Annotated in this window: 29 protein-coding genes; 17 read left to right on the plus strand and 12 right to left on the minus strand. The window is 63.3% G+C overall.

The annotated features are described in order from the left end of the window. Window positions 1-32 precede the first annotated feature (32 nt). Window positions 33-779 (plus strand): WecB/TagA/CpsF family glycosyltransferase, encoded by a 747-nt coding sequence (locus ACGYLI_RS01225; protein ID WP_394416494.1) that lies wholly within the window; start codon window positions 33-35, stop codon window positions 777-779. A 3-nt stretch (window positions 780-782) separates the two neighbouring features. Here the strand turns inward: ACGYLI_RS01225 and ACGYLI_RS01230 are convergent, their stop codons facing one another. From ACGYLI_RS01230 to ACGYLI_RS01245, 4 genes are read right to left on the minus strand one after another with little or no spacing between them, the layout of a single operon-like run. Then, the gene (locus tag ACGYLI_RS01230) at window positions 783-1715 is read right to left on the minus strand and encodes a glycosyltransferase (protein ID WP_394416496.1); all 933 of its coding nucleotides are present in this window, start codon (window positions 1713-1715) and stop codon (window positions 783-785) included. Further along, window positions 1712-2803: a glycosyltransferase family 2 protein gene (locus ACGYLI_RS01235; RefSeq protein WP_394416498.1), complete on the minus strand. Its 1092-nt coding sequence runs from the start codon at window positions 2801-2803 to the stop codon at window positions 1712-1714. The genes ACGYLI_RS01230 and ACGYLI_RS01235 overlap by 4 nt, the downstream gene beginning before the upstream one ends. Window positions 2804-2847: 44 nt before the next feature. Beyond that, window positions 2848-3873, minus strand: a complete 1026-nt coding sequence (locus ACGYLI_RS01240; protein WP_394416500.1) for a diguanylate cyclase domain-containing protein — start codon at window positions 3871-3873, stop codon at window positions 2848-2850. Further along, window positions 3870-4454, minus strand: coding sequence for a heme NO-binding domain-containing protein (locus tag ACGYLI_RS01245; protein WP_394416502.1), 585 nt, complete (start codon window positions 4452-4454; stop codon window positions 3870-3872). The genes ACGYLI_RS01240 and ACGYLI_RS01245 overlap by 4 nt, the downstream gene beginning before the upstream one ends. 192 nt (window positions 4455-4646) lie before the next feature. On the opposite strand from ACGYLI_RS01245, the gene ACGYLI_RS01250 reads away from it, so the two are divergent. The 3 genes from ACGYLI_RS01250 to ACGYLI_RS01260 are packed head-to-tail and all read left to right on the plus strand — an operon-like array spanning window position 4647 to window position 6004. After that, entirely contained in the window at window positions 4647-4793 is a 147-nt protein-coding gene (locus ACGYLI_RS01250; protein WP_156505607.1) for a hypothetical protein, read from the plus strand. Between the two features lie 42 nt (window positions 4794-4835). Next, entirely contained in the window at window positions 4836-5483 is a 648-nt protein-coding gene (locus tag ACGYLI_RS01255) for a DUF998 domain-containing protein (protein WP_394416504.1), read from the plus strand. Continuing rightward, complete coding sequence (locus ACGYLI_RS01260; protein ID WP_271687850.1) at window positions 5483-6004, plus strand: DUF421 domain-containing protein; 522 nt, start codon at window positions 5483-5485, stop codon at window positions 6002-6004. Before ACGYLI_RS01255 ends, ACGYLI_RS01260 begins: the two co-directional genes overlap by 1 nt. A 7-nt stretch (window positions 6005-6011) precedes the next feature. Here ACGYLI_RS01260 and ACGYLI_RS01265 read toward each other — a convergent pair whose 3' ends face one another. Beyond that, window positions 6012-6707: an HAD family hydrolase gene (locus ACGYLI_RS01265; RefSeq protein WP_394416506.1), complete on the minus strand. Its 696-nt coding sequence runs from the start codon at window positions 6705-6707 to the stop codon at window positions 6012-6014. Beyond that, window positions 6698-6982 (minus strand): DUF3572 domain-containing protein, encoded by a 285-nt coding sequence (locus ACGYLI_RS01270; protein ID WP_271687853.1) that lies wholly within the window; start codon window positions 6980-6982, stop codon window positions 6698-6700. The genes ACGYLI_RS01265 and ACGYLI_RS01270 overlap by 10 nt, the downstream gene beginning before the upstream one ends. Before the next feature lie 98 nt (window positions 6983-7080). Between ACGYLI_RS01270 and ACGYLI_RS01275 the strand changes: the two genes are divergently transcribed. Further along, window positions 7081-8475: a diguanylate cyclase gene (locus tag ACGYLI_RS01275; RefSeq protein ID WP_394416508.1), complete on the plus strand. Its 1395-nt coding sequence runs from the start codon at window positions 7081-7083 to the stop codon at window positions 8473-8475. Between the two features lie 308 nt (window positions 8476-8783). Next, window positions 8784-9710 carry a DMT family transporter gene (locus ACGYLI_RS01280; protein WP_394416510.1) on the plus strand — a complete coding sequence of 309 codons (927 nt, stop codon included), beginning with the start codon at window positions 8784-8786 and terminating at the stop codon, window positions 9708-9710. Here the strand turns inward: ACGYLI_RS01280 and ACGYLI_RS01285 are convergent. Continuing rightward, window positions 9646-10341 carry a thiamine diphosphokinase gene (locus ACGYLI_RS01285; RefSeq protein WP_394416512.1) on the minus strand — a complete coding sequence of 232 codons (696 nt, stop codon included), beginning with the start codon at window positions 10339-10341 and terminating at the stop codon, window positions 9646-9648. The two genes, ACGYLI_RS01280 and ACGYLI_RS01285, sit on opposite strands and share 65 nt — an antisense overlap. Before the next feature lie 53 nt (window positions 10342-10394). Here ACGYLI_RS01285 and ACGYLI_RS01290 point away from each other — a divergent pair, with 53 nt between their 5' ends. Beyond that, entirely contained in the window at window positions 10395-12536 is a 2142-nt protein-coding gene (locus ACGYLI_RS01290) for a hypothetical protein (protein WP_394416514.1), read from the plus strand. Window positions 12537-12594: 58 nt separating this feature from the next. Here the strand turns inward: ACGYLI_RS01290 and ACGYLI_RS01295 are convergent, their stop codons facing one another. The 5 genes from ACGYLI_RS01295 to nthA form a co-directional block, all read right to left on the minus strand. After that, the gene (locus tag ACGYLI_RS01295; protein ID WP_067262328.1) at window positions 12595-12822 is read right to left on the minus strand and encodes a DUF2842 domain-containing protein; all 228 of its coding nucleotides are present in this window, start codon (window positions 12820-12822) and stop codon (window positions 12595-12597) included. Window positions 12823-12826: 4 nt separating this feature from the next. Beyond that, a complete protein-coding gene (locus ACGYLI_RS01300) occupies window positions 12827-14122 on the minus strand; it encodes an adenylosuccinate synthase (RefSeq protein ID WP_394416516.1) in 1296 nt (431 codons plus the stop codon). A gap of 80 nt (window positions 14123-14202) precedes the next feature. Continuing rightward, window positions 14203-14529, minus strand: a complete 327-nt coding sequence (locus ACGYLI_RS01305; RefSeq protein WP_394410007.1) for a nitrile hydratase accessory protein — start codon at window positions 14527-14529, stop codon at window positions 14203-14205. Beyond that, window positions 14526-15200: a nitrile hydratase subunit beta gene (nthB, locus tag ACGYLI_RS01310; protein ID WP_394416518.1), complete on the minus strand. Its 675-nt coding sequence runs from the start codon at window positions 15198-15200 to the stop codon at window positions 14526-14528. Before nthB ends, ACGYLI_RS01305 begins: the two co-directional genes overlap by 4 nt. Continuing rightward, the gene (gene nthA, locus ACGYLI_RS01315) at window positions 15197-15814 is read right to left on the minus strand and encodes a nitrile hydratase subunit alpha (RefSeq protein ID WP_394416520.1); all 618 of its coding nucleotides are present in this window, start codon (window positions 15812-15814) and stop codon (window positions 15197-15199) included. Before nthA ends, nthB begins: the two co-directional genes overlap by 4 nt. A 341-nt stretch (window positions 15815-16155) precedes the next feature. On the opposite strand from nthA, the gene secG reads away from it, so the two are divergent. The 10 genes from secG to ACGYLI_RS01365 all read left to right on the plus strand — a co-directional run bounded on the left by secG (window position 16156) and on the right by ACGYLI_RS01365 (window position 24169). Then, window positions 16156-16521: a preprotein translocase subunit SecG gene (gene secG, locus ACGYLI_RS01320; RefSeq protein ID WP_067262351.1), complete on the plus strand. Its 366-nt coding sequence runs from the start codon at window positions 16156-16158 to the stop codon at window positions 16519-16521. A 179-nt stretch (window positions 16522-16700) separates the two neighbouring features. Further along, the gene (locus ACGYLI_RS01325; protein WP_067262354.1) at window positions 16701-18344 is read left to right on the plus strand and encodes a CTP synthase; all 1644 of its coding nucleotides are present in this window, start codon (window positions 16701-16703) and stop codon (window positions 18342-18344) included. 318 nt (window positions 18345-18662) lie between these two features. Next, a complete protein-coding gene (locus ACGYLI_RS01330; protein ID WP_394416522.1) occupies window positions 18663-19454 on the plus strand; it encodes a 23S rRNA (adenine(2030)-N(6))-methyltransferase RlmJ in 792 nt (263 codons plus the stop codon). 3 nt (window positions 19455-19457) lie between these two features. Further along, window positions 19458-19751 (plus strand): DUF1330 domain-containing protein, encoded by a 294-nt coding sequence (locus ACGYLI_RS01335; protein ID WP_067261008.1) that lies wholly within the window; start codon window positions 19458-19460, stop codon window positions 19749-19751. An 85-nt stretch (window positions 19752-19836) separates the two neighbouring features. After that, window positions 19837-20274, plus strand: coding sequence for a TerB family tellurite resistance protein (locus tag ACGYLI_RS01340; protein WP_067261006.1), 438 nt, complete (start codon window positions 19837-19839; stop codon window positions 20272-20274). 36 nt (window positions 20275-20310) lie between these two features. Then, complete coding sequence (locus ACGYLI_RS01345; RefSeq protein ID WP_209219001.1) at window positions 20311-20751, plus strand: TerB family tellurite resistance protein; 441 nt, start codon at window positions 20311-20313, stop codon at window positions 20749-20751. A 111-nt stretch (window positions 20752-20862) separates the two neighbouring features. Then, window positions 20863-21639 carry an ABC transporter ATP-binding protein gene (locus ACGYLI_RS01350; protein WP_209219002.1) on the plus strand — a complete coding sequence of 259 codons (777 nt, stop codon included), beginning with the start codon at window positions 20863-20865 and terminating at the stop codon, window positions 21637-21639. 24 nt (window positions 21640-21663) lie between these two features. Continuing rightward, entirely contained in the window at window positions 21664-22401 is a 738-nt protein-coding gene (locus tag ACGYLI_RS01355; protein WP_394416525.1) for a transporter substrate-binding domain-containing protein, read from the plus strand. Between the two features lie 80 nt (window positions 22402-22481). Next, complete coding sequence (locus ACGYLI_RS01360) at window positions 22482-23366, plus strand: ABC transporter permease (RefSeq protein WP_394416527.1); 885 nt, start codon at window positions 22482-22484, stop codon at window positions 23364-23366. Further along, a complete protein-coding gene (locus ACGYLI_RS01365; RefSeq protein WP_067260997.1) occupies window positions 23363-24169 on the plus strand; it encodes an ABC transporter permease in 807 nt (268 codons plus the stop codon). The genes ACGYLI_RS01360 and ACGYLI_RS01365 overlap by 4 nt, the downstream gene beginning before the upstream one ends. Window positions 24170-24184 lie beyond the last annotated feature (15 nt).

The raw sequence follows: 24184 nt of genomic DNA on the forward strand, positions 1-24184 counted from the left end.
GCCAGCGTCGGTGCGACAGCGGAAGGCGCGGCATGAAGTATGGCACGGGCACTGCCGCCGTGGAGGTCAATGTGTCGACGCGGGCCGCATTGTTTCAGGCCCTGCGCGCCCGCTTTGCCACGGGTCAGGGATTCGCCCTTGCTACGCTCAACCTCGACCATCTGACCAAATTGCCCCGCGATGCGGGCTTCGCCGCCGCCTATCGCGCGCAGGATTTCATCGTGGCCGATGGCCGCCCCGTGGTCTGGCTCTCGCAACTCGCCAACCAGCCGGTCGAGCTGATGCCCGGCTCCGATCTGATCCTTCCGCTTTGCGAGTTGGCCGCCGCGCACTCGCTGCCTGTCGCCTTTTTCGGCAGCGATGAGGGCGCGCTCCAAGGGGCCGCAGTGGCCCTGCGGACCCGCCTGCCGGGGTTGGAGATTTGCCATATCGCCGCCCCGCCCATGGGTTTTGACCCCGAAAGTGCCGAGGCGGATACCGCCCTGCGGGAGATCGCCCAAAGCGGCGCGCGCCTTTGTTTTCTGGCCCTCGGCGCGCCCAAGCAAGAGATCCTTGCCGCACGCGGACGCGACATCGCGCCGAGGGTGGGTTTCGCCTCGATCGGGGCGGGGTTGGACTTCCTCGCCGGGCGGCAGCGCCGCGCACCGAAATGGATGCGGATGCTGGCTTTGGAGTGGCTTTGGCGGGCTATGCAAAGCCCGGCGCGGATGGTGCCGCGCTATGCCCGTTGTTTCGCGATCCTCCCGCGCCTGACGCTTGAGGCTTGGCGGGCGCGCTAGGCGTCAGCGGTATTCGATGATCCGCCCATCGCGGCGCATGTGATACTTCAGCACGCCCAAGGCTTCAGGGAACTTGCCCATCAGGGTGAAGAAGCCCCAAGCCGCCCCGCCCCGCCGCATCAACCGCAACAGTTGCAGCGGATAAATCAGAGCCAGCCCAAGCCCAACCCAAGGGAGCATCAGCGCCAAGAGCAGGATCACGGCGGGCAGAAGCGCCCCCCAAAGCAGCGCGCGGCGCGTCTCGGCCACCCAATGCCGATCCGGCCCGCGGCCATGCAGCGCGGCCCCTTCGGCAAAGGCATGGCCCGCACGCAGGCTGCGCCGCCACCACTGGCCAACCTTAGTGATCTGCGCGTCGTGCCATGTCATCTCGGCGTCGAGCCGCCATATCTGCCAGCCCGCGCGGCGCAGCCTTTGGCAAAGCTCCGGCTCTTCCCCGGCGATCATCTCGGCCCGGTAGCCGCCCACGGCGCGCAGCGCGTCCAACCGCATCAGCGCGTCACCGCCACAGGCGCGCGCCTCGCCCACGGGCGTATCCCACTCGCGGTCGATCAGCCTGTTGTAGACAGAGGCTTCGGGGTTTTCCTCACGCCGTCTGCCGCAGACCACGGCGACCTGCGGATGGGCGCTCAGATGGGCCTCCGCCACCGCCAGCCAACCGTCTCGAAGGATGCAATCCCCGTCGAGGAACTGCACCAGCGTGATCCCCTCACCCAATGCCGCCATGCCCGCATTGCGCGCCCGCGCGGCGGTGAAGGGCTGCTGCATGTCAAGCTCGACCACCTCGGCCCCCAGCCCCCGCGCCATGGCGACCGAGCCATCGGTCGAGCCGCTGTCGACATAGACGATCTGTGCCACCTGCTCCGCCAGTCCTTGCAAAGACCGTTCCAGCCGCGCGCCCTCATTCCGGCCGATGACGACGGCACCGATGCTCATGCGGCATGCTCTTCACGCCAAGCGGCGACATGGGCGCTATAGGCCTCTGACGGCACCAGAAAGCCCGCGCGATAGAGAAGTTCGACCCGGTTCCAGCGCCGCGCATCCAGTGAGAAGAGCGAGACATCGGGGTTCTGCCCGATCACCGCCATGCGCCGCGCGTCTTCGCCATGAGACAGGTTGCCCGCGCCCAACGTCTCGGCATCCCGCGCGGCGGCGTCATTGGCGAATTTGTAGTGTTTGATCACCGCCGACATATCCGCCACGCGCAGCCCCGAAGAAAGATGCGGATGCGGCGCGGGGGTGACCTCTGGCCCATTGAAAATCAGCGGATGTTTCGTCAGGCAGCAATCCTCGCCAAAGACCTTGCCACGCACGCCGCCGAAGGCGAATTTCACCGCCTTGTTGGATAGCGCATTGTCGGCCAGCAGGGCAGAGAACGGAATCTCCGGGCTGTGGTAATCGATTTTGCGCACCGCGCTGATGTCGTAATAAAGGAAGGATTGCAGCGCCTGTTTGTAGGGCATCCCCGCCGCCGCCGCGAGGCTGGTTTTTGGAAACATCTCAAGCATCTGCGCGGCCAAAGCGGTATAGCCTTGCCGGTCGAGATAGGCGGTCAGCCCCTTGATGCCGATCTGGCTGCGCCCTTCGAAATCGAAAATCTCGTCCATATCGACATAGAGACACCAGCGGTCCTTGCCATAGGTCTGCGCGGGGTACTGGCGGATCAGGTCTTCGTATTCGGCCAACGGCAGAGTGCAACGGTCGATCACCGTGCCCTTTTGGGCCTTGATCCGGGCGATGGTGTCATCGCGTGAGCCGTTGTCGATAAAGACGAAATGCTGCACCCCCATCGCGCGGTAATGGCGAAAGAAAGCGTCGAGGTAATAGCTGCCGTCGCACACCAAGGCGATCAGCACCACCTCGCCCGGGGCGGTGTCAAGTTTGCTCGGCCCATGCAAATGCTGCAAGGAGGCAGCAAAGCGCGCGCGGCGGCGGGCGTTGTGCAGGCGTTGGCGCAGGCGGCGGAGCAGATGCAGGGGCGATTTCATGCCCTTGTGATACGCCAGCCGATCTGCGCGGTCCACTGCCCCCGTGCCCTTCCGCCCCGGCCTGCAGCGCCCCCGAGCGATTAGCCGCCGCCCTTTTCGGCAGGCGCGGCAACCATCCCGCCCCCCGCGCGCAGGGCCGGGTCAAAGAAGGTATGCCGCGCCCGGCCTGCGTGTTTCGAGGCATAGAGTGCGGCATCGGCATTGGCCAAGACCACGTCGCGCGATCGCCGGTCCCCCCGCTGGATCCAGACCGTGCCGATGCTGGCCGAGACTTTGCAGACCTCGCCCTTGAAATGAATGGGCTCTTCGAGCCGGTCGATGATCCGCTGGCCGATCCCGCGCAGGATGCCCTCGCTGCGCACATCGGGCAGAACCACGGTGAACTCATCCCCGCCCAAACGCACCACCATGTCAGAGCTGCGCGTTTCTTGCTGCATGATGTGGGCGACGACTTGCAGCACATGATCGCCCGCCGCATGGCCCAAACGGTCGTTCACCGCTTTGAAGTAGTCGAGATCGACATGCATCACGGCAAACCCCTCACCGGCGGTGATCAACCGCTCCAGCACCGCGTTGAGCGCGCGCCGGTTTTTTAGCCCCGTCAGCGTATCGGTAAAGGCCTGTTCCTCCGCCGCGATCCGCGCCTCTTGCAGGCGCAGGTTCAAACGGCGCGAGGCTTCCATCGCGGCGGATTTCGCCTCCATCAGGTACAACATCTCGATCGCCAGATCGGTGGCGGCGAAATCCGCATTGGTCAGCGCATAGTCCTGCACCCCGTCGAAAATCGAAATCCCGAAAGAGAGGTTCACGATCAACCGCCGATCCCCCAGCGGCACCAGCAGGCCCTTCAACTCGGTCCGCGGCGCATCGCGAAAAGCGAGGTGCAGCTTGACCCCTGCCGCCCGGCGCAGGTCCTCCATCCCCGCTATGCCACGGGGCCGTTTGACGGTGACCGTATCCAGAAACCGCCGCCCCGCCAGCGGCGCCCGCGGGCGCAACTTCTGGATCGTGGGCCCAGCGTGGCGAATTCTGCCGCTGGCTGAGAGCAGCAGATGCATCGGGCAAAGCTTGTCCAGAACCGCCGGATCGTGGCCTGCGCCACTCATGCCCGCGCCCCAAGCTCAAACCGGCGCCCTTCGGAGAATTCGGCCTCGACCAGAATGATTTTCAACGCTTCGACGCCTTCGGATCGCCCGCAATGCTCCAACAGCACCAGCGCGCCATAGTCGTCGGCCATAGCACGCAGAACCCCCATCATCAGATAGCCGTATCCCACGAGCGGCGCTTCACAGATCAGGGAATACTGGCCATCGGGGTCTTCGCGCAGTTCGACCGGGGGCAGATGCAGTTCCGACAGGGCAAGGCGGGTCCGGTCCGGCAGATCGTCGAGCGATTGCAGGAAATCGCTGAAGCTGACCCCGCCGAACCGCAGCAAGCGCCGCACGGCCTCATAGCCCGGCTGCGCCACGAGGAAGGTGCCGACATCCTCCATCACCTCGGCCCGGGGCCGGTCCAGCACAGCACAGACCGCTTCGAGCACCGCCGGGGTGACGTGATCCGGATAGGTCATCATCGCCTCGAATTCGGTGAAATCCAACCCGGCCCGCGCGGCCACATCGGCCCAGAGCCTCTGCCCGTAATTGGCGCAAAAGTAGTTTTGGATGCTGCGGTTGATAAGCCCGTGCATGATTGCCTCATTCCCATTTTCCCAACCCCAGATTGCGGGGGCAGTGGTTAAGATTGACCTGATGAATACAGTTGTCGGGAAATTGCCTTGGGCGCGCCCCGCGCCGCCCGCGGAACCGCCGCCATATGCTGCGCGTTCGGTAAAGGAAGAAGAGGCGATGCCCCGTCTCTCCCCAGCCTGAGGAGACTTTCCATGAGCGATGATCCCAAACACCCCAAGGACGAGAACAAGACACCGCCCAAGAAACCTCAAGAAGACCTGCACCGCCCCGAGGCCACATTGGACGAAGCCCCCGCCGGCAGCCCCAACGCCGAAGAACGCTCGCGGCTTTCGGATTGATGCATTGGGTCCGACCGAGGCGGCCAAGAAGGGTTACGCAACATGAGCAATGACGTCACAGCACCCCGGCAGCACAGCGCGCCGGGGTTTATGGTCTGTCTGGGCTGGGTGGCCATTCTTGGCTGTGTGATATTCGCCGTATCGATCCTGATCGCGGATTTCGTCGTGCCGGATCACGATTGGATCGCCGACACGATCAGCGATTTGGGCGCGGGACGGTATGAGTTCATCGTCGACATCGGCATCTATGCCTTCTCCGCCGCGCTCATCGCCTGCGCCCTGCTTTGCGCGCATGTGCATTTTGGCGACCGCTGGTGGAGCATCGCCACCATCGGGCTCGCCCTGCTGGGGCTCATCGTCTTTCTGGTGGGCGCGCGCAACGAATACGGAGACCGCGATTCCGACGGTGTGGTGATCCATATCTATCTGGTCTACGCGCTCGGCCTGATCATGCTCGCCGTGCCTTGGCTGCTGTCGCGGGGATTCGCCGATATATCAAGCTTCCTTGCCAAATCGCTCAAGGTGATCTCGCTCCTCTGGCTGGTCTCGGCCCCGCCCTTTTTCTTTCTGCCCACCGGGATCGATGGCGTCTATGAGCGCTATCTGGGCCTGATTGCCATGGCGATGGTGGTGCTGCTGGGGAGGTTCTTTATCCAACGGGGCCGAGCATTGAACGGGGGGCATGGCTGATGTTCTTTGATCACGTCCCGCTGGATATCCTCGCCCGCGCGCTGCTGCTTTCGGCCATTGCGCTGACTTGGGTGATCATCGTGGTCCGGGTCATCGGGCTGCGCACCTTCTCAAAGATGACCGCTTTTGACTTTGTCGCCACGGTCGCCACCGGCTCGCTGCTCGCCGGCGCCTGTCAGGCCACCACATGGCCGGAGTTCGCCCAGCCGACCTTGGCCATCTCAGCCCTGCTCGGCGCGCAATTCGTCATCGCGAAAATACGGCAGGCTTCCGACAGCTTCGAGCAAGCCGTGCAGAACGAACCCGTGATCCTGATGCGGGAGGGTGAGATTTTCGATGCCGCCCTCAGCGAGACCCGCGTCGCGCGAGCCGATCTGATCGCCAAGTTGCGAGAGGCCAATGCCCTGCGCTTCTCTGATGTGCGCGCCGTGGTGTTGGAGACCACGGGCGATATCTCGGTCCTGCATGGCGATACCCTTGAAGAGGGGCTGCTCGAAGGCGCGCGCATGGTCGAAAAATAAAGCGTCCTCAGGCCAAGCGCTCCGCCAAATGGCTGATATCCGGCAAGACCAAATCAGCATAGGGGGCGAGGTCTTCCGCCGTGGCGGGGCCGGTTAGCACCGCGACCCGCAGCATTCCCGCCACCCGCGCGGCCTCCAGATCGTGAACACTGTCCCCAATCATCGCGACAGAAGCGGCCGGAAGGTTCACATGGGCGGCAAAGGCGTGCAACTGCCCCGGCGACGGCTTGCCCCCATGCCCGCTATCAAATCCTGCGATAAAGTCGAACATATCGACCACCCCCGCCGCCAGCAGATGGGCCCGCGCGGGGTGTTCGGCATCATTCGTCGCCACGCCAAGGCGCAGACCCCGGTCGCGGAGCCCTTGCAGAAACGGTCGCAGCGGCACCGCCTCGCGCTGTGACGCCGCGCTGGCTTCGGCGTTGATGATGTCCAACAGATCCGCTGGCAGGCGGTCAGGAAAATGCGGGGCCAAGGCATCGACCACCTGCTGCGGTGTGCCGGCGATGGCGATGCTGTCCGGGGCGAAACGGCGCGTGGCGAGGTCAAAGCCGATGTCCGCGCCCACCCGTGCGGCCAGCTCGCGATCCCCCTCACAGACCCGCAGCAAGAAGGCCTCGGCCCAAGGCTCCCAAGTCGCGGCGAAGTCGAAAAGCGTGCCATCCTTGTCGAACAACAGCGCTTTAACATTTCTTAAGTCCAATGCACCTGCTCCCCCCCGGGCAGCGCCGCGCGAGCCTGCATGATCCGCTCATAGGGGATCGCCAGATGGTCGCAAAACCCGATCACCCAAGCATCGTCCATCATCAGGAAATCCAGCACAGCACCCAGAAAAATAGGGTCGCTGGCCTGCGTTTTGAGGTCCGCCTCGGAGGCACCGGTGCTGCCCAGAAACACCGGCAACAGATCATCATTCGCCGCCAGCCAGCCCAGCGCTTGAAGCGCCAAAGTCTCAGCGGTGTCTTGGGTATAGGACATTGGAAAACCGTCTTTTGCTGAAGGTTGGAAACCCTTTGTTAACCATTAGGGGGCAAAGACTCTCGCATCAAACTGATTTGTACGGTGAAGGAGTTGTCGTGCAAGGGACCATCCTTATTGCAGATGCGATCGCGACCAATCGCATCGCCCTCAAGGTCAAGCTTTGTGCGGCATACTATCACGTCGTTCAGGCCGAAGACATGGAAGAGGCTTTGGCCTGCCTGCGGGAAAACCCGCCGGATCTGGTGATCTGCGCGCTGACATTGCCGGGTGGCGGGGCGGCGGACCTCTGTCGCGCGCTCAAAGCCACTCCCGATACCGCGCAGCTCCCGGTTTTGGCCATCGGTAATAGCGATCAGGCCGTCGACCGTTTTACAGCACTCGAAGCGGGGGCGAGCGATGTCCTGCTGAAACCGCTCGATTGCACGCTGCTGTTGGGCCGGACCCGCAGCCTCATCCGCGCCCGCAATGCGGCAGACGAATGGGAAATGCGCGAGGATACGACCCGCGCGCTCGGGCTGGCGGAGCCTGCGGCGGAATTCACCGCCCGCAGCCACTGTGTGATCATCCATTCCGACAGCGCGGTAAGCGTGAATTGGGCGAAACAACTCCGCCCTCAGTTGCGCGCGCGCCTCACCCTCGCCAATCCGGAGGAGGCCATTCGCGCCGCCGCCGCCAATGGACCGCCCGACGCTTTCGTTTTGGTTCTGCCCAAAGACCCCGTGCCCGCCACGGCAGCCTTGCGTCTGATCTCGACGCTCCGGGCCAACGCCCAGACCCGCCATACCGGGCTGCTGGTGGTGCAATTGGCCCCGGATGCGGCGCTTGCCGCCACCGCCCTTGACCTAGGGGCGGATGATTTGATGACCGAAGGTTTCAACCCGGCGGAAATGGCGCTGCGCCTGCATGCGATTTTGCGCCGCAAGCGAATGACGGACCAACTGCGCGACACGGTGCGCACGGGGCTGAAGGCCGCCGTTTTCGACCCGCTGACAGGGCTGCACAACCGCCGCTATGCCCTGCCCCATCTGGACCATATCGCGGAACATGCCGTTGCGACCGCTCGCCCCTTTTCGGTGATGGTCGCCGATCTGGATCACTTCAAGGGCATCAATGATCGTTACGGTCATGCTGCGGGGGATTCCGTTTTGGTGCAAACGGCGGAACGGCTGCGCAACAACCTGCGCGGCATGGACCTTGTGGCCCGGATCGGGGGGGAAGAATTCTTGATCGTCATGCCCGGCACCGGCCTTGCGGATGCAGAGAAGACGGCGGCGGCCATCTGTGCCGATATCGGCAACCGCGGCTTTGTCGTTCCCGGCACGCCCCAGCCGATCCATGTGACCATCAGCATCGGTCTTTCCGTCGGCCCAGTGGAAGAGGAAGGCCACCCGCTGTCAGCCGAAGCCTTGATGGCGCGGGCGGATCGGGCGCTTTACACGGCGAAAACCCATGGCCGGAATCGGGTGAACCTGAGCCGCCCCGCGGCCTGAGTTTCGGATAGGCGGGGCTTATCGCCGCTGAAAGGTGGGTCACTTTGACTGCTTCAAGAGCGGGGTGCTGATCGGACCTCTGCCCTGCCTCTGCCTCTGCCTCTGCCTCTGCCTCTGCCTCTGCCTCTGCCTCTGCCTCTGCCTCTGCCTCCGCCTCTGCCTCTGCCTCTGCCTCTGCCTCTGCCTCTGCCTCTGCCTCTGCCTCTGCCTCTGCCTCTGCCTCTGCCTCTGAGAAAAAGCACGAGACAACAGCAATCAAACTTCAACCAAAGATTGCATTTGCAACAAAGCTTCCTTAGCGTAACGCAATGCAACAGGATCGGCCCCTCATTGGAATAGCCCTCATGATGGGCTTCTGCATCGTCGCCCCCGTGGGCGATGCGGTGGCCAAATTGCTGGGCGCTTCGGTCCCCTTGGGGCAGGTGGTGCTCCTCCGCTTTGCTATTCAGGCGCTGATCCTGATCCCCATCGTCTGGTACTCCGGGCGCATTTGGCACATGCGGGGTCGGGTGCTACGGCTCACCTTTCTACGCACCCTTTTGCATATGGCGGGAATCGCGGCGATGTTCACCGCGCTGAAATACCTGCCCCTCGCCGATGCGGTCGCCATCGCATTTGTCATGCCTTTCTTCATGCTGCTGCTCGGCAAATTCATCCTGAACGAAGAGGTCGGCCCCAGACGTTTGGGCGCGAGCATCGTGGGCTTTCTCGGCACGCTTTTGATCGTGCAGCCGAGCTTTGCCAATGTCGGCTGGCCCGCGCTGCTGCCCGTCGTCGTGGCGGTCGTCTTTTCTTTCTTCATGCTGGTGACGCGCCAGATCGCGAAAGAAACCGATCCGATCAGCCTGCAGGCCGTCAGCGGGGTCATGGCGGTGGTGATGATCCTGCCGCTCCTTGCGCTTGGCACCATGACACAGATTGCGCCGCTTCGGCTCATCCAACCCGATGCGCTCGACTGGACCCTCCTGCTCGGCATCGGGGTGCTGGGCACGGTGGCGCATCTTTTGATGACCTGGTCCCTGCGCTTTGCCCCCTCGGCCACTTTGGCGCCGATGCAATATCTGGAAATTCCCTTTGCCACGCTGCTTGGGCTGTTGATCTTCTCCGACCTGCCCAACCCATTGGCGGGCCTCGGCATTCTGATCACCGTGGGCGCGGGGCTTTACATCGTCATGCGCGAGCGGGCCACGGCGCGTGCTCTGGCCGCAGCAGTTGCGCCGCCAGTGGCGCCATAAGACGGCGCGGCAGAATCAGCAGCATATCCGGGCCATCGATCTCAAGCGTGACCGGCCCCAAGGCGCGGTTCGACGTGCCGATCCGGCCACCCGGCGCGAAATCCAGCCCGTCGATTGGCCATTCCAACCCTTGGCTGCGCCCCGTTACCGGGGCCAGAGGCATGAGAGAGACGACATCCCCCGCCGCCGTCGGCAGCGTGATCCGCGGCGGGGCCAGCAGCACGATCTCATGCGCACCCAACAGGATGCAGGAGCGATGCGGATGGGTGGCGAGCGTGTTGAAAGCCGCAAGCTGATGATCCAACCGCGCCCCGGTAAAGCCGACCCCGAGCACCAGCGGCGCGTCGATCCGGGTCAGCGCCTTGTCGAAATCGGTGCTCTCTTGCTCGGCGATGCGGTGGCGCCGCGCGGCCGGGATCTGGGCCAAGACCTCTGCCGGGGCGGAATCCAGATCGCCGATGACCGCGGCCAGTTCCACCCCCGCCGCCACGCCCACCGCAGCCCCGCTGTCTGCCGCCACGCAGGTCGGGGCCAGCGCCAGCGCCGCTTCGATGTCCCCCGCAAAGACCTCTCCGCCACCCAGCAGCGTGACTGGTCCCTCCTCCCTTACGATGTGCTCTGAAGCGGTCAATTAATGCCCCTTTTGGAAATCTGCCTTAATCTTGCCTTGAAATCATACGTTGAATGGCACAGATTCGAGCCGCTTTGGTCTTGGACATCGTGGTAAACGATACCTGCAACACCGCAGAGGACGAGCATCCGATGATGAACAGCAACAAAATCTTGACGGTCTCCTATGGCACTTTTTCGTGCACGCTGGAAGGCTTCGACGATTCCTTCGGCACGATGAAGGCCATTGCCGAGTATTTCCGCGATCTGGCCTCGGATGACCGCTACTTCGGTGCCGAACCACCGCAACCCGATGCCGAGATGCTCGCCCGGATCGCGCAGCGCGAAGTTTCCCGCCGGGTGCAAGCCCGCGAGCAAGAAGGCAAGATCGTACTGAGCGCGCTGGAGAACCAAAGCGCCGAAGCTCCGGCCCAAGCGCCTCCAGCGGCGGCCCCCGCCGCCGCGCCGGCTAAAGCTGAGGCCGCAGCGCCGCAAGCCCCCGTCGCAGCACAGCCTGCACCGGTAGAGGAAGAGGCCCCCGCCCCCCTCAAGGCCGAGATCGCCGACACCGCCGCCGTGGAAGCGCCCGCCACACCGGAACCCCAGATCGCAGAGACCGCTGAAGAGCCTGCGCCTGCTCCAGAGCCTGCACCGGCTGCCGAGGCCGAGGACACCAGCGAAGCCGAAGCCTTCTTTGCCGCCAGCCCGCAGCCGCAGACTCATTTCGAGGACGAAGCGCAGGAAGCCAGCGTCGAAGAGCTGCCCGCCGCGAGCGCCGCCCCTGCCGACAGCATCGCCGCGAAGCTGCAGCGCATCCGCGCCGTCGTCGCCCAGCAGGACGAAGACGAAGCGGCTGGTTATGACGAAGAAGAAGCCGCGCCCGTGGCCCGCGCCACCGCTGAAACGCAAGCCGCGCCGGAAGAGAGCCAAGCCGCCATCGCCGCCGCCCGCCGTGACATCGAAGACGCGCTGGAGGCCGATGAAGCGACCGAAATGGCGCAGGAGGCCGCGGAGGACGAGGACGACGATCTCGCCGATATCCTCAACCGGCTTGAGGCCGAAGAGGAGGATGAGGCGGAAAGCGCCGAGACGGACGAGAGCCTGTTCGACGCCGAGGCCGATGAACAGCCTGAGGCCGAAGCCCAAGCCGAAGCCGCACCGGAAATCGACGCCGCCGACCTGCCGCGCAAAGGGCGCGTGATCAAGGTCAAGCGCGCGCATCTCGAAGCCGCCGTGGCGCGGGGCGATCTCGAAGAGCTCTCGGACCCGGCACCACAAGAGGCGCCTGCCGCGAAGACAGAGGAAAAGCGCAGCTCCTCCCTCTCGCCCGAGGATGAAGACGAGCTGGCCCGCGAATTGGCCGCATTGGAAGCCGAACTCGGTGCAGCCGCTCCGGAAGAGGCCGAAGAGACGCCTGCGGTTGAGATGGCCGAGCCGGAAGCGGCGCCCGCTCAGGAAGAGCCCGAAGAGGTCGAAGCCGCCGCGGAGCCAGTCGAAGAGCAGCCCGAGCCTGCGCAAGCGGCCCGTCACAGCCTGCCCACCATCGACGATGAGACCGGCCCCGACATGTCGCGCCTGATGGCGGAAACCGACAGCAAGATGGACGAGGCCGAAAGCACCACGCGCCGCGATGCCTTTGCCCACCTGCGCGCCGCCGTGGCCGCCAAGAAAGCCGACGAAGCAATGGGGGGCCGCGCCACCACCGCGACCTCGGATGACGCCTACCGCGAAGACTTGGCGGATGTGGTCCGCCCGCGCCGCCCCGTCACCCGCCCGGCCCGGACCGAGCGGCCCAAGGCCGATGCCCGCTCCGCCCCACTGAAACTGGTGGCCGAACAGCGCATCGATGTCGACAAGCTGCGCAGCGCGGGCCCCGTGCGTCCGCGCCGAGTGGCCGCCGTGGTCGAGCCGGTCAAAACCAACCCCGATGCCGAAAGCTTTGCCGATTTCGCCGCCGACATGGGCGCCACCAAACTGCCCGAACTGCTTGAGGCGGCGGCATCATACATGTCTTTCGTCGAGGGGCGTGACCAATTCTCTCGCCCGCAGTTGATGGGCAAGGTCCGCTCGATCGGCCTGCCGGATTTCACCCGCGAAGACGGGCTACGCTCCTTCGGTCAACTGTTGCGCGCAGGTAAAATTGAAAAGATCAAAGGCGGGCGTTTCACCGTCTCGGATGAGATCGGTTACCGCCCCGATCACCGCGCCGTGGGTTAAACCACGGCCCTCCGCCAGATACGAAAAAGCGCCCCGCGGGGCGCTTTTTTATTGGGTTTCAACGATCGTCTTCCGCATCGGGGTCGGCCTGTCCGATGCCCCGAAAGACAAATTTGAACGGCAGCGCCCAAACGATGCCAAGCGCGACATAGATGCCAAGCTCAAGCAGCACCGGCGGGCGGTCGAATTGGGCCACTGTCCAGACCGCCACGGCGATATAGCTCGGCAGCCCGATCAGCAGGATCACCAGCGCCCAACGGCGGCGCGCCTTGTAGCTCAGCGCCATCAGATCAGTCCGCGAAAGGGTCGGTCACCAGAATGGTGTCCTCCCGCTCCGGCGAGGTCGAGACGAGGGCCACGGGGCATTGGATCAGCTCTTCGACCCGGCGCACATATTTGATCGCATTGGCAGGCAGATCGGCCCAGCTGCGCGCGCCTTCGGTCGATTCGGACCAGCCCGGCAGCTCTTCGTAGATCGGCGTGCACCGCGCCTGCTGCTCGGCGGCGGTGGGCAGATAGTCCAGCCGTTCACCGTCCAACTCGTAGCCCACGCAGACCTTCAGCGTCTCGAAGCCGTCAAGCACGTCGAGCTTGGTCAGACAGATGCCAGTGATACCGGAGGTCGCGCAGGTCTGGCGCAGCAGCGCCGCGTCGAACCAACCACAGCGGCGTTTGCGCCCGGTGGTGGTGCCAAACTCATGGCCGCGTTCGCCCAGACGTTGACCGTCGGCGTCTTCCAATTCGGTCGGAAAAGGGCCCTCGCCGACGCGGGTGGTGTAAGCCTTCACGATGCCCAGCACATAATCAATGGCGGTGGGGCCGAGGCCCACGCCGGTCGCCGCCTGACCTGCGATCACGTTCGACGACGTAACGAAGGGATAGGTGCCAAAGTCGATGTCGAGAAGCGCGCCCTGTGCACCTTCGAAAAGGATGCGCTTGCCCGCTTTGCGTTTCTCGGCCAGCACCTTCCAGACGGGGGCGGCGAAACGCAGGATTTTCGGTGCGATTTCTTGCAGTTGTGCGATCAGCGCATCGCGGTCGATGGCCTTTACACCCAAGCCCTTGCGCAGCGGATCATGGTGCTGCAGCGCACGGTCAACGCGGGCCTCCAGTGTCGCCGGATCGGCGAGATCGGCGACGCGGATGGCACGGCGGCCAACCTTGTCTTCGTAGCATGGCCCAATGCCGCGACCGGTGGTGCCGATCTTGGTGCCCTTGCTGGCCGCTTCTTCGCGGGCGCGGTCAAGCTCACCGTGGAACGGCAGGATCAGCGGCGTGTTTTCCGCGATCATCAGGTTCTCGGGGTTGATCTCCACCCCCTGCCCTTCGATCGTCTCGATCTCTTTCAGCAGGTGCCACGGGTCCAGCACCACGCCATTGCCGATGACTGACAGCTTGCCACCGCGCACAACACCCGAAGGCAGCGCGTGCAGCTTGTAGACCTTGCCGTCGATGACCAGAGTGTGGCCCGCGTTATGCCCGCCTTGGAAGCGTGCGATCACATCGGCGCGTTCGCTGAGCCAGTCAACGATTTTGCCTTTTCCCTCGTCACCCCATTGGGCGCCGACAACGACGACATTGGCCATGATATATTCCTTTGCGATGTCCCGCGCCCGTATAGCGACAGTGGCAGGCGTGTGAAACTCGAAAAAACGCGGGAGCGGATTTAGACGCTTTGCCCCGCCTTCAGATGCACCGGGTCGCCATGCGGGGTGCTGAGATAGGCGGCCTCCCACCCGTCGCGCAGGGCGCGCAGATCACCGGGGCGGGCATGGCCCGCGTCGATCAGCAGGGTTTCGAGGGTTTCGAGCCAAGCGTTGAAATAGTCCTCCCCGCCGTTCAACGCGCGCGCCAGCCCGTGGCGCGCCAAAGTCGCGCCAAAGCGGTCGGCCCAGAAGGGCCAGTCGAAAAGGCCGCTTTCGTTCAGATGCACCGTCAGCGCGAAAAGCTGCGCGTGCCATGGCGCCTCGAACACGGGTTCCGGGGCGCTCATGGGGCCTCCAGATAGCTTTGCCAAAGGTCGAGCACGACCTCATCGCGGGGATGTTCGGGATGCGCCCAAAGTTCAGAGGTCGGGAAGGCCACCGCGTAAAGCGGCTCCGGCGCTTCGCCAAGATCATGGGCGTTGCTATCAGGCAGAACATGGGTGCCATGCAACCGCAGCACCCGCCCTGAAGCGCCCGCGGCATAGGCGGGCAGCCGGGTGTGCCCGCCCGGAACGATGGTGTTTTCCGGCTGCTTGCGGGTTACGACCCTGTCGCCCGGCGCAAAGAGCGGCGCGATATCCGAGGGGCGGTCCGCCGGACCACCACGGGCCAGCACCCCGGCCACCTGCGGCGCTTTCAGCGTCTTTTCCGCCAGCGGGCTGGGCGTGGGCGCGGCTTCGCCCGAGAGTTCCTCGCGGCTGACCACCCCGCGGGCGACCAGCATATCGGCCACCCCGGCGATCCATTTCTCGTAATAGCTGAACCGCATGTAATCGGTCGGGGCCAGACATTCGCGGGCATGGCGCGACACATCGATGTTCCATTTGCCCAACGTCCCCGTGGCCAAGGTCAGCGCCAGAGCGCGGCGGTGCCAATCGGCGTGAAAGACCATATCTTCGCCCTCGGGCACTACCGCGCCATCGCCGAAACGCCCGCCCATGTCATGCACACGGGTCATGGCGCTTTGGCCAATCCGGTGCCGATCATACTGTCGCGGGTGATAAGATCAGCCAGCGCGGCGACATCCATGCCGTCGCTCCCCGCCGGGCGTTGCGGGATCACCAGATAACGCACCTCAGCTGTCGAATCCCAAACGCGCACGGCGGTCTCTTCGGGCAGGTCGACGCCGAATTCAGCCAGCACTTGGCGCGGCTCGCGCACCACGCGGGCACGGTAGGCATCGGATTTATACCAGCCCGGCGGGATGCCCAAAAGCGGCCAAGGATAGCAAGAGCACAGGGTGCAGACGACGATATTATGCACCTCGTCCGTGTTTTCCACCGCGACCATATGTTCGCCCTGCCGCCCGAAGAACCCCATCTCGGCCACCACGGCGGTCGCATCCTCAAGCAGGGCCGCGCGGAAATCAGGGTCGCTCCAGGCGCGGGCGACGACCTCGGCCCCGTTGCGCGGGCCGATGCGGTTTTCATAGGTGTCGATGATCTCATCCAGCGCGGCGGGGTCGATAAGCCCCTTGGCCGTCAGCAGTGTCTCCAACGCCTTGACCCTGAGCGCAGGCTCGGGCGGCAGCAGGGCATGGGGGTGGTCGTGGTCCGAATGATCATGTGGCATGGCGACAGACTGCCCCAGCGGCACTCGGCTGTCCATCGCCGATCACGGGCAATCCCTTCATTTCTCTGCAAATAATATGGGCGAATTTGCCCGCATTTCATGCTATGATGAGGGTACGAAGCGAGTCTGCACCACCTTAATTCCAGGATAGCCCTCTTACATATTGTGGTTGAGTACTGCTTCAAAAGACCGTCGCCCCCATGCGGCGGTCTTTGCGCGTGCCTTTGATCCCTTAGGCCGCCCCCTCCTGATCCGATCATCACCCGGCGGCAATCCACCCTTGCCCCCATGGGCAAAGACGAATAGATACCCGCCAACCAAAACCGAAAGCTGTCGTACCCATGGAAAATGTCGTTCTGATCATTCACCTGATTCTGGCTCTTGGCCTGATCGCCGTGGTACTTCTGCAACGGTCCGAGGGCGGGGGCCTTGGCATGGGCGGTGGTGGCGGCGGTGCCGTTTCGGGCCGCGCGGCGGCCACGGCACTGGGCAAGGTGACATGGGCGCTCGCCGCCGGTTTCATCGCCACATCGATCACGCTGACCATCATCGCGGCGGAAAAATCCGCAGGCTCGTCGGTCATCGACCGGTTGAGTGCGACACCGCCCGCCCAGAGCCAAGATGGCAGCCCGGCCCTGCCCGCGGGCGACGACCTGCTGCCGCCTTCCGCGGATGGTAACACACCGCTGGTCCCTGCGGCCGATTAACCTAACGAACACAAAACCTTGAGGCACGGCCCGGTTCCGCAACTGTATGTTGCGGCGGGCCTTGCCTCAAACGCACGAATCCTGTAAGGCTTAAATCCCGTGGTGTTGCGGTTTTCCGCAGCGCGTTTGGCTGGTTTTTGCCTGCAACAAACTTTGAATTCACGGGGGTCTCCGATCACATGGCACGCTATATCTTCATCACAGGCGGTGTGGTCTCGTCGCTGGGCAAGGGTCTGGCCTCGGCGGCTTTGGGTGCCTTGCTTCAGGCACGCGGTTTTTCGGTACGTCTGCGCAAGCTGGACCCCTATCTGAACGTCGATCCCGGCACGATGTCGCCCTTCGAGCATGGCGAAGTCTTCGTCACCGATGATGGCGCAGAAACCGACCTCGACCTTGGGCATTACGAGCGTTTCACCGGTGTTGCTGCGCGCAAGACCGACAGCATCAGCTCGGGTCGGGTTTACTCCACCGTGCTAGAGAAAGAGCGCCGCGGCGATTATCTGGGCAAGACCATTCAGGTGATCCCCCACGTTACCAACGAAATCAAAGACTTCATCGACATTGGCGATGATGAGGTCGACTTCATGCTTTGCGAAATTGGCGGCACCGTGGGCGATATCGAGGGGCTGCCCTTCTTTGAGGCGATCCGCCAGTTCAGCCAAGACAAGCCGCGCGGCCAGTGTATTTTCATGCACCTCACGCTGCTGCCCTACGTCAAGGCCAGCGGCGAATTGAAGACCAAGCCGACGCAGCACTCGGTCAAAGAACTCCGCTCCATCGGCATCGCGCCCGACATTCTGGTTTGCCGCTCCGAAGGGCCGATCCCCGCCAAGGAGCGTGAGAAGCTGGCGCTTTTCTGCAACGTGCGCCCGGATTCGGTGATCGCCGCGCAGGATTTGAAATCGATCTACGAAGCCCCGCTCGCCTATCACCGCGAAGGGCTGGATCAGGCGGTTCTCGATGCCTTCCAGATCACCCCCGCGCCCAAGCCGAACCTGTCGCGTTGGGAAGATGTGGCCGACCGCATTTACAACCCCGAGGGCGAAGTCAAAGTCGCCATCGTCGGCAAATACACCCAGCTTGAAGACGCCTATAAATCCATCGCCGAAGCGCTGACCCATGGCGGCATGGCGAACCGGGTGAAGGTCAAGGTCGAATGGGTCGACGCCGAGATTTTCGACAGCGAAGACCCCGGCCCGCATCTCGAAGGGTTCCACGCGATCCTCGTCCCCGGCGGCTTTGGGGAGCGCGGGACCGAGGGCAAGATCAAGGCCGCGCAATATGCCCGCGAGCATAAGGTGCCCTATCTGGGCATCTGCCTTGGCATGCAGATGGCCGTGATCGAAGCGGCGCGCAACGTGGCGGGTCTGAAGACGGCAGGGTCGGAAGAATTCGACCATGAAGCCGGGAAAAAGCGTTTCGAGCCGGTTGTTTACCACCTCAAGGAATGGGTTCAGGGCAACCACAAAGTGGCGCGCAAAGTCGATGACGACAAGGGCGGCACCATGCGCTTGGGCGCCTATGACGCGACGCTGGTTGAAGGGTCGCGCGTGGCCGAAGCCTATGGCACCACCACCATCGATGAGCGTCACCGTCACCGCTACGAGGTCGACATCGCCTATAAGGACCAGCTTGAGAAGGCCGGGCTGAAGTTCTCGGGCATGTCCCCCGACGGCAAGCTGCCTGAGATCGTCGAATGGTCGGATCACCCGTGGTTCATCGGCGTCCAGTTCCACCCTGAGCTGAAGTCCAAGCCCTTCGACCCGCACCCCCTGTTCAAGGATTTCGTGCGCGCCGCCAAGGATGTGTCTCGGTTGGTATAAGCTCTTGAGGCCCGTGCGTTTTGCACCGGGCCTTTTTTCTGCCGGGCAACCACTAAAAGGCCCGGAATCAAGCCGCAGGCGCCGGGCCATCGCCTGCCCGCCCGCCACGCCGTAGGCGTGCCATCATTCATTCGGCGCACCTGCGGTGCGACGGGTAGGCGATTTCGCGACGGGCGCGTACTTCTGCGAGAACACATCACGGTAGCACCATAAAGTGACATGGATCGCGGTTTGGTTCGCCCACCCGCGGACAGGCGCTGGCCCTTAGCTCCCGCTCTTTCGCGTTGCACCCGCCATCGCATCCGCTACAGCTAGGCCATGCTGAGCTATCAACACATTTACCACGCCGGAAACCTTGCAGACGTGCAGAAACACGCGCTTTTGGCGTGGATGCTGTCCTATCTCACCCGCAAGGACAAACCGCTCACCTATCTGGAAACCCATGCAGGGCGGGCGCTTTATGACCTGTCGGATGCGGCGGCGGAAAAGACGGGCGAGGCGCGGCAGGGCATCGACAAGGTGCGCGATTGGTTCACCCCCGATCACCCCTACAGACAGGTTCTGGAAGCGCTGCGCGAGGCCCACGGCCCCCGCGCCTACCCCGGCTCTCCTCTGCTGGCCGCCAAACTGCTGCGCCCCGATGACCGCATCCATCTGGCCGAGTTGCACCCGCAAGAACACAGCGCCCTTGATCTGGCAATGTCGCCCTACCCGGCGAAATGCCACCTCAGCGACGGGTTCGAGATGGCCTTTGCCCTGACCCCGCCAACACCGCGCCGGGGGATGCTGCTGATCGACCCCTCTTACGAGATCAAAACCGATTACGAGACCATTCCCCGCCAGATTGCCAAACTCAACCGCGCCTGGAACGTGGGCATCATCGCCCTGTGGTATCCGATCCTGACCAACCGCGCGCATGAGCCGATGCTCGGCAAGCTCACCGCCAATCACCCCGATGCGCTGCGCCACGAAGTGCGCTTTCCGCCCGCGCGGCCCGGGCATGGCATGGTCGGCTCGGGCATGTTCGTGATCAATCCCCCCTACGGGCTCGACAATGAGGCACAGAACCTCACCGCCCGTTTCGCCACTTTGACCCAACAGGAGAGATAACAAATGCCAAAGGGCTATTGGATCGCCACCATGGATATCCACGACACTGCGATTTACGACAAGTACCGTGCTGCCAATGCCAAACCCTTTGCGGATTACGGCGCACGCTTCCTTGTTCGCGGCGGCACCCAGCAGATCCGCGAAGGGCAGATGCGCGCTCGCACCGTTGTTTTGGAATTCGACAGCTACGCCGATGCGGTCGCTTGTTACGAAAGCCCCGGCTACCAGCGGGCGAAAGACATTCGCCTGAACGTGGCGGACGGGTCTTTGGTCATCGTCGAGGGCTATGACGGCTAAGCCCATGTGGCCCCTTGCAGGAACCTGCGCCCCCGATGCGCAGTTTCCTCTATGGCGACCCTGTTTCCTGCGATAAGTGAGCCCCATGCTGAACCGACTGTTCCCCCGCCGCAAGGCACAGCCGAAACCCTTGCCGCAGCCCAATGCCCAACTGGCACTTGGCGCGCTTTTGGTGCGTGTGGCCTTTGCCGATCGCAACTACCGCGCCTCGGAGATCGGCCAGATCGACCGCATTCTGGCGCAGACCTTTGGCCTCAAACCCATCGAGGCGGCGAAACTGCGCGCCACTTGCGAAGCGCTTGAGCGTGACGCCCCCGGCACGCCGGAGTTCACCCGCATCCTGCGCGAAGAGGTCGACTATGCCGACCGCAAGGCATTGGGCGAGGCGATGTGGCAGGTGGCCCTTTCGGACGGGGCGCGCAACGAAGACGAGGAAATTCAGCTTGTCGCCATCGAAACCGCCCTTGGCCTGTCGGATGAGGATATGGCCGCAGCCCGAGCTAACGCTTTGAACACGCTATGACATTCCCTTTCCCCGCAGCAGGATGATAACGCATATATGTTTGGTGACTTTCTCAAACGGCTGACCCAGCCCGAACCCGATCCATTGGCCGACAATGACGCCCGCCTCGCGCTGACCGCGCTTTTGGTGCGCATCGCCCGGTCCGACAATGACTACGCGATGAGCGAGCGGCGCCTAATCGACCGGATCGCCGCCGAGCGCTACGGCCTGAACGAGGCCGACGCCACCGCCCTGCGTAAAGAGGCCGAGGCGCTGGAGGCCCAAGCCCCCGACACCGTGCGCTTTACCCGCGCGATCAAGGATGCGGTGCCTTATGAACACCGGCTGGAGGTCATCGAGGCACTTTGGCAGGTGGTTCTGGCCGACGGCAGCCGTTCCGACGAAGAAGACGCGCTGCTGCGGCTGGTGTCGAACCTATTGGGCGTCACCGATACCGACAGCGCCATGGCCCGCCAGCGTGTTGCCAAAGAAAACTGACTTAGCGTCAGCACCGGGACTGTGATGCAACGCGGGGCAAACTGTGCGTTGCAATTTCCGTCGATTCGTCGCTTTATAGCGCACTGAAATGACAGATTGGCGACAGTTTCCGTGACCACAGACACCCCGGTTATCCAGATCAAGAACCTCCACAAAGCCTATGGCGCGCTGGAGGTTCTCAAAGGGGTCGATCTGACCGCCCCGCGTGGCCATGTGATCTCGCTCATCGGGTCGTCCGGCTCGGGCAAATCGACGCTGCTGCGCTGCTGCAACCTGCTCGAAGACAGCCAACAGGGCGAGGTGATCTTTAAGGGCGAGCCGGTGCGTTGGAAGGGCGACGGCCACCAGCGCTGCCCGGCGGACGCCAAACAGGTGCTGCGCATCCGCACCAACCTGTCGATGGTCTTCCAGCAGTTCAATCTCTGGGCGCATATGTCGATCCTGCAAAACGTGATGGAAGCGCCGCTGACCGTGCTGGGCCGCGACCGGGCGGAGGTGGAGCGCGCCGCCCGCGGCTATCTGGAAAAGGTCGGCATCGGCGACAAATGCGATGTCTATCCCGCCCAGCTCTCCGGCGGCCAACAACAGCGCGCCGCCATCGCCCGCGCGCTCTGCATGGAGCCCGAGGCGCTGCTCTTTGATGAGCCCACCAGTGCGCTCGACCCCGAGTTGGAGCAGGAAGTCGTCAAGGTTATCAAGGATCTGGCCGCAGAGGGGCGCACGATGGTGATCGTGACCCACGACATGAAACTGGCCGCCGATGTCAGCGATCATGTCGTCTTTTTGCACCAAGGTCTGATCGAAGAACAAGGGACGCCCGAAGAGGTCTTCGGCGCGCCCAAATCGGAACGTCTGCGTGGGTTCCTTTCGGCAACCCAGCCTGCGTAAACAAGAACCAAAGGGAGTTACCAAATGAAAAAGATCCTACTGGCAAGCGTCGCGCTCAGCATGACCGCTGGCTTCGCGATGGCCGAAGCCCATGGCAAAACCATCCGCATGGGCACCGAGGGCGCCTACCCCCCCTACAACTTCATCAACGACGCCGGCGAAGTCGACGGTTTCGAGCGTGAGCTGGGCGACGAGCTGTGCAAGCGCGCCGAACTGACCTGCGAATGGGTCAAGAACGACTGGGACAGCATCATCCCCAACCTCGTGTCGGGCAACTACGACACCATCATGGCGGGCATGAGCATTACCGACGAGCGTAAGGAAGTCATCGCCTTCACGCAGAACTACTATCCGCCCACCGCCTCGGCCTATGTGGCGGCATCTGAGGACGCGGACCTCGAAGGCGGCGTTGTCGCCGGTCAGACCGCGACCATTCAGGCGGGCTATGTTGCCGAAAGCGGCGCCACGCTGATCGAATTCGCAACCCCGGAAGAGACCGTCGCCGCCGTACGCAACGGTGAGGCCGACGCGGTCTTCGCCGACAAGGATTACCTTGTGCCGATCGTCGAGGAATCCGGCGGTGAGCTGATGTTCGTGGGCGACGATGTGCCGCTCGGCGGTGGCATCGGCATGGGCCTGCGCCAGTCCGACACCGAACTGCGCGACATCTTTGACACCGTCATCACTGAGATGAAGGAAGACGGTACGCTCAACGAGATGCTCAAGAAGTGGTTCGGCGAAGACACCACCACCTACGAGTGATTCCATCTCAGGCGCGCCCGTCGCGGCGCGCCTGACCATGCCTGCGCGGGCCCCGCGCGCAGATCAGCCCACGGGGGCCCATGTTCTCTTTCTGCACCGATCCGTCGACCCTGAATGACTGGCTCTGGACCGCCTGTTACCTGACCACCGGCGTCCATATGTCCTTCTACCTGTCCTTCCTGAAGGTCCTGCTGCTTTTGGCGGTTACCGCCCCCGTGGCGCTGGCCTTCGGCTTTGGCGGGGCCATGATGGCACGCGCGCGTTTCGCGCCGCTCAGCTGGGTCGGCAAGGGCTATATCGCGCTGGTGCGCGGTGTGCCCGACATCGCCTTCTTCCTGTTTTTCGTGATCGCGCTCGATCAGGGCATCGAGTATCTGCGCCACAAGGTGCTCTGTCCCGATTGGGATATGCCGATCCGCCAAGGCAGCGACTTCGTCGTCTGCCAAGAGGCCAAGATGCCCTTGGGCAATGCCGCCCAATGGGTGCATGAGACCTATGGCTTCGGCCTTGCGGTCTTTACCTTTGCCATCGTTTTCGGGGCTTTCGCGGCCAATGTGCTTTTCGGGGCCATGCGCGCCGTGCCGCACCCGCAACTCGAAACCGCCGAAGCCTATGGCATGACCCATCGCCAGACCTTCTGGCGGGTGCTGGTGCCGCAGATGTGGGTCTATGCCCTGCCCGGCCTCAGCAACCTGTGGATGGTGCTGATCAAGGCCACGCCGCTGCTGTTTTTGCTGGGCGTCGAAGACATCGTCTATTGGGCGCGTGAACTGGGCGGGACCAAGACGCCGCGCTTTACCGATTACCCGCACCCGGACTGGCGCATGTGGTACTTCCTCGCGCTGCTGGTGTTCTACCTGCTCTTCACCCGCATTTCCGAGATCACGTTGGACCGTCTGATGAAACGACTGACACGCGGCCAAGCCACCACCGGCGGCGAAGCCCAGCGGAGGGCCGGCGCATGAGCTGTCTGCAAACGATTCAAGACTATGGCCTGCGGTCTCTTGGCTATGGCGAGCGGCTGCTGCCGCGCGACGGTTTCACGCTTTGCGAACAGTTCACGCTCATTGGCTCGGGCATGATCTGGAACGTCTATTTCGGCGTCGTCGCCCTGCTGACCGGGTTTTTCTTTGCCACGGCGCTTGGCGTCGGCAAGGCCAGCGCGAACCCGTGGTTTCGCAAACCGGCGGAGTGGTTCATCTTCATCTTCCGCGGCTCGCCGCTCTTCATCCAGTTCTTCTTTGGCTACTTCCTGTTTCTGTCGCTGAAATCGGAATACGCCTTCTTCGCCCCCTTCACCGCGGCATGGCTTGGCGCGTTAATCGTGCTCTTTCTTAACACTGCCGCATATTCGGGCGAAATTTTTTACGGCGCGCTGCAATCCATCCCCAAGGGCGATGTGGAGGCCGCGGATGCCTATGGTCTGTCCGGTTGGTCGCGCTTTCGCCGGGTGATCTGGCCCACCTCGCTGCGCCTTGCCTGGCCCGCCTATACGAATGAGGCGATTTTTCTGTTTCACGCCACGACACTGGTGTTTTTCAGCGGTTTCCCGGCATGGCAGCAGCGCGGTGACGCGCTCTATTACGCCAGCTATTTCGCGGATAAGACCTTCAACCCCTTCGTCCCCTATCCCATTCTTGCCGGTTATTTCATCCTTCTGACGCTCTGCATCATCGGCGTCTTCGGTTTGATCAATTCCCGCCTCAACCGCCACCTGCCCCAAGCGCAACGCCGTAAAATTCGCTTGCGTCCTAATTTGATCCGGTAGTATCCATTATTTGAT

Source organism: Sulfitobacter sp. 1A13421, assembly GCF_043557285.1.
Classification (GTDB): Bacteria; Pseudomonadota; Alphaproteobacteria; order Rhodobacterales; family Rhodobacteraceae; genus Sulfitobacter; species Sulfitobacter faviae.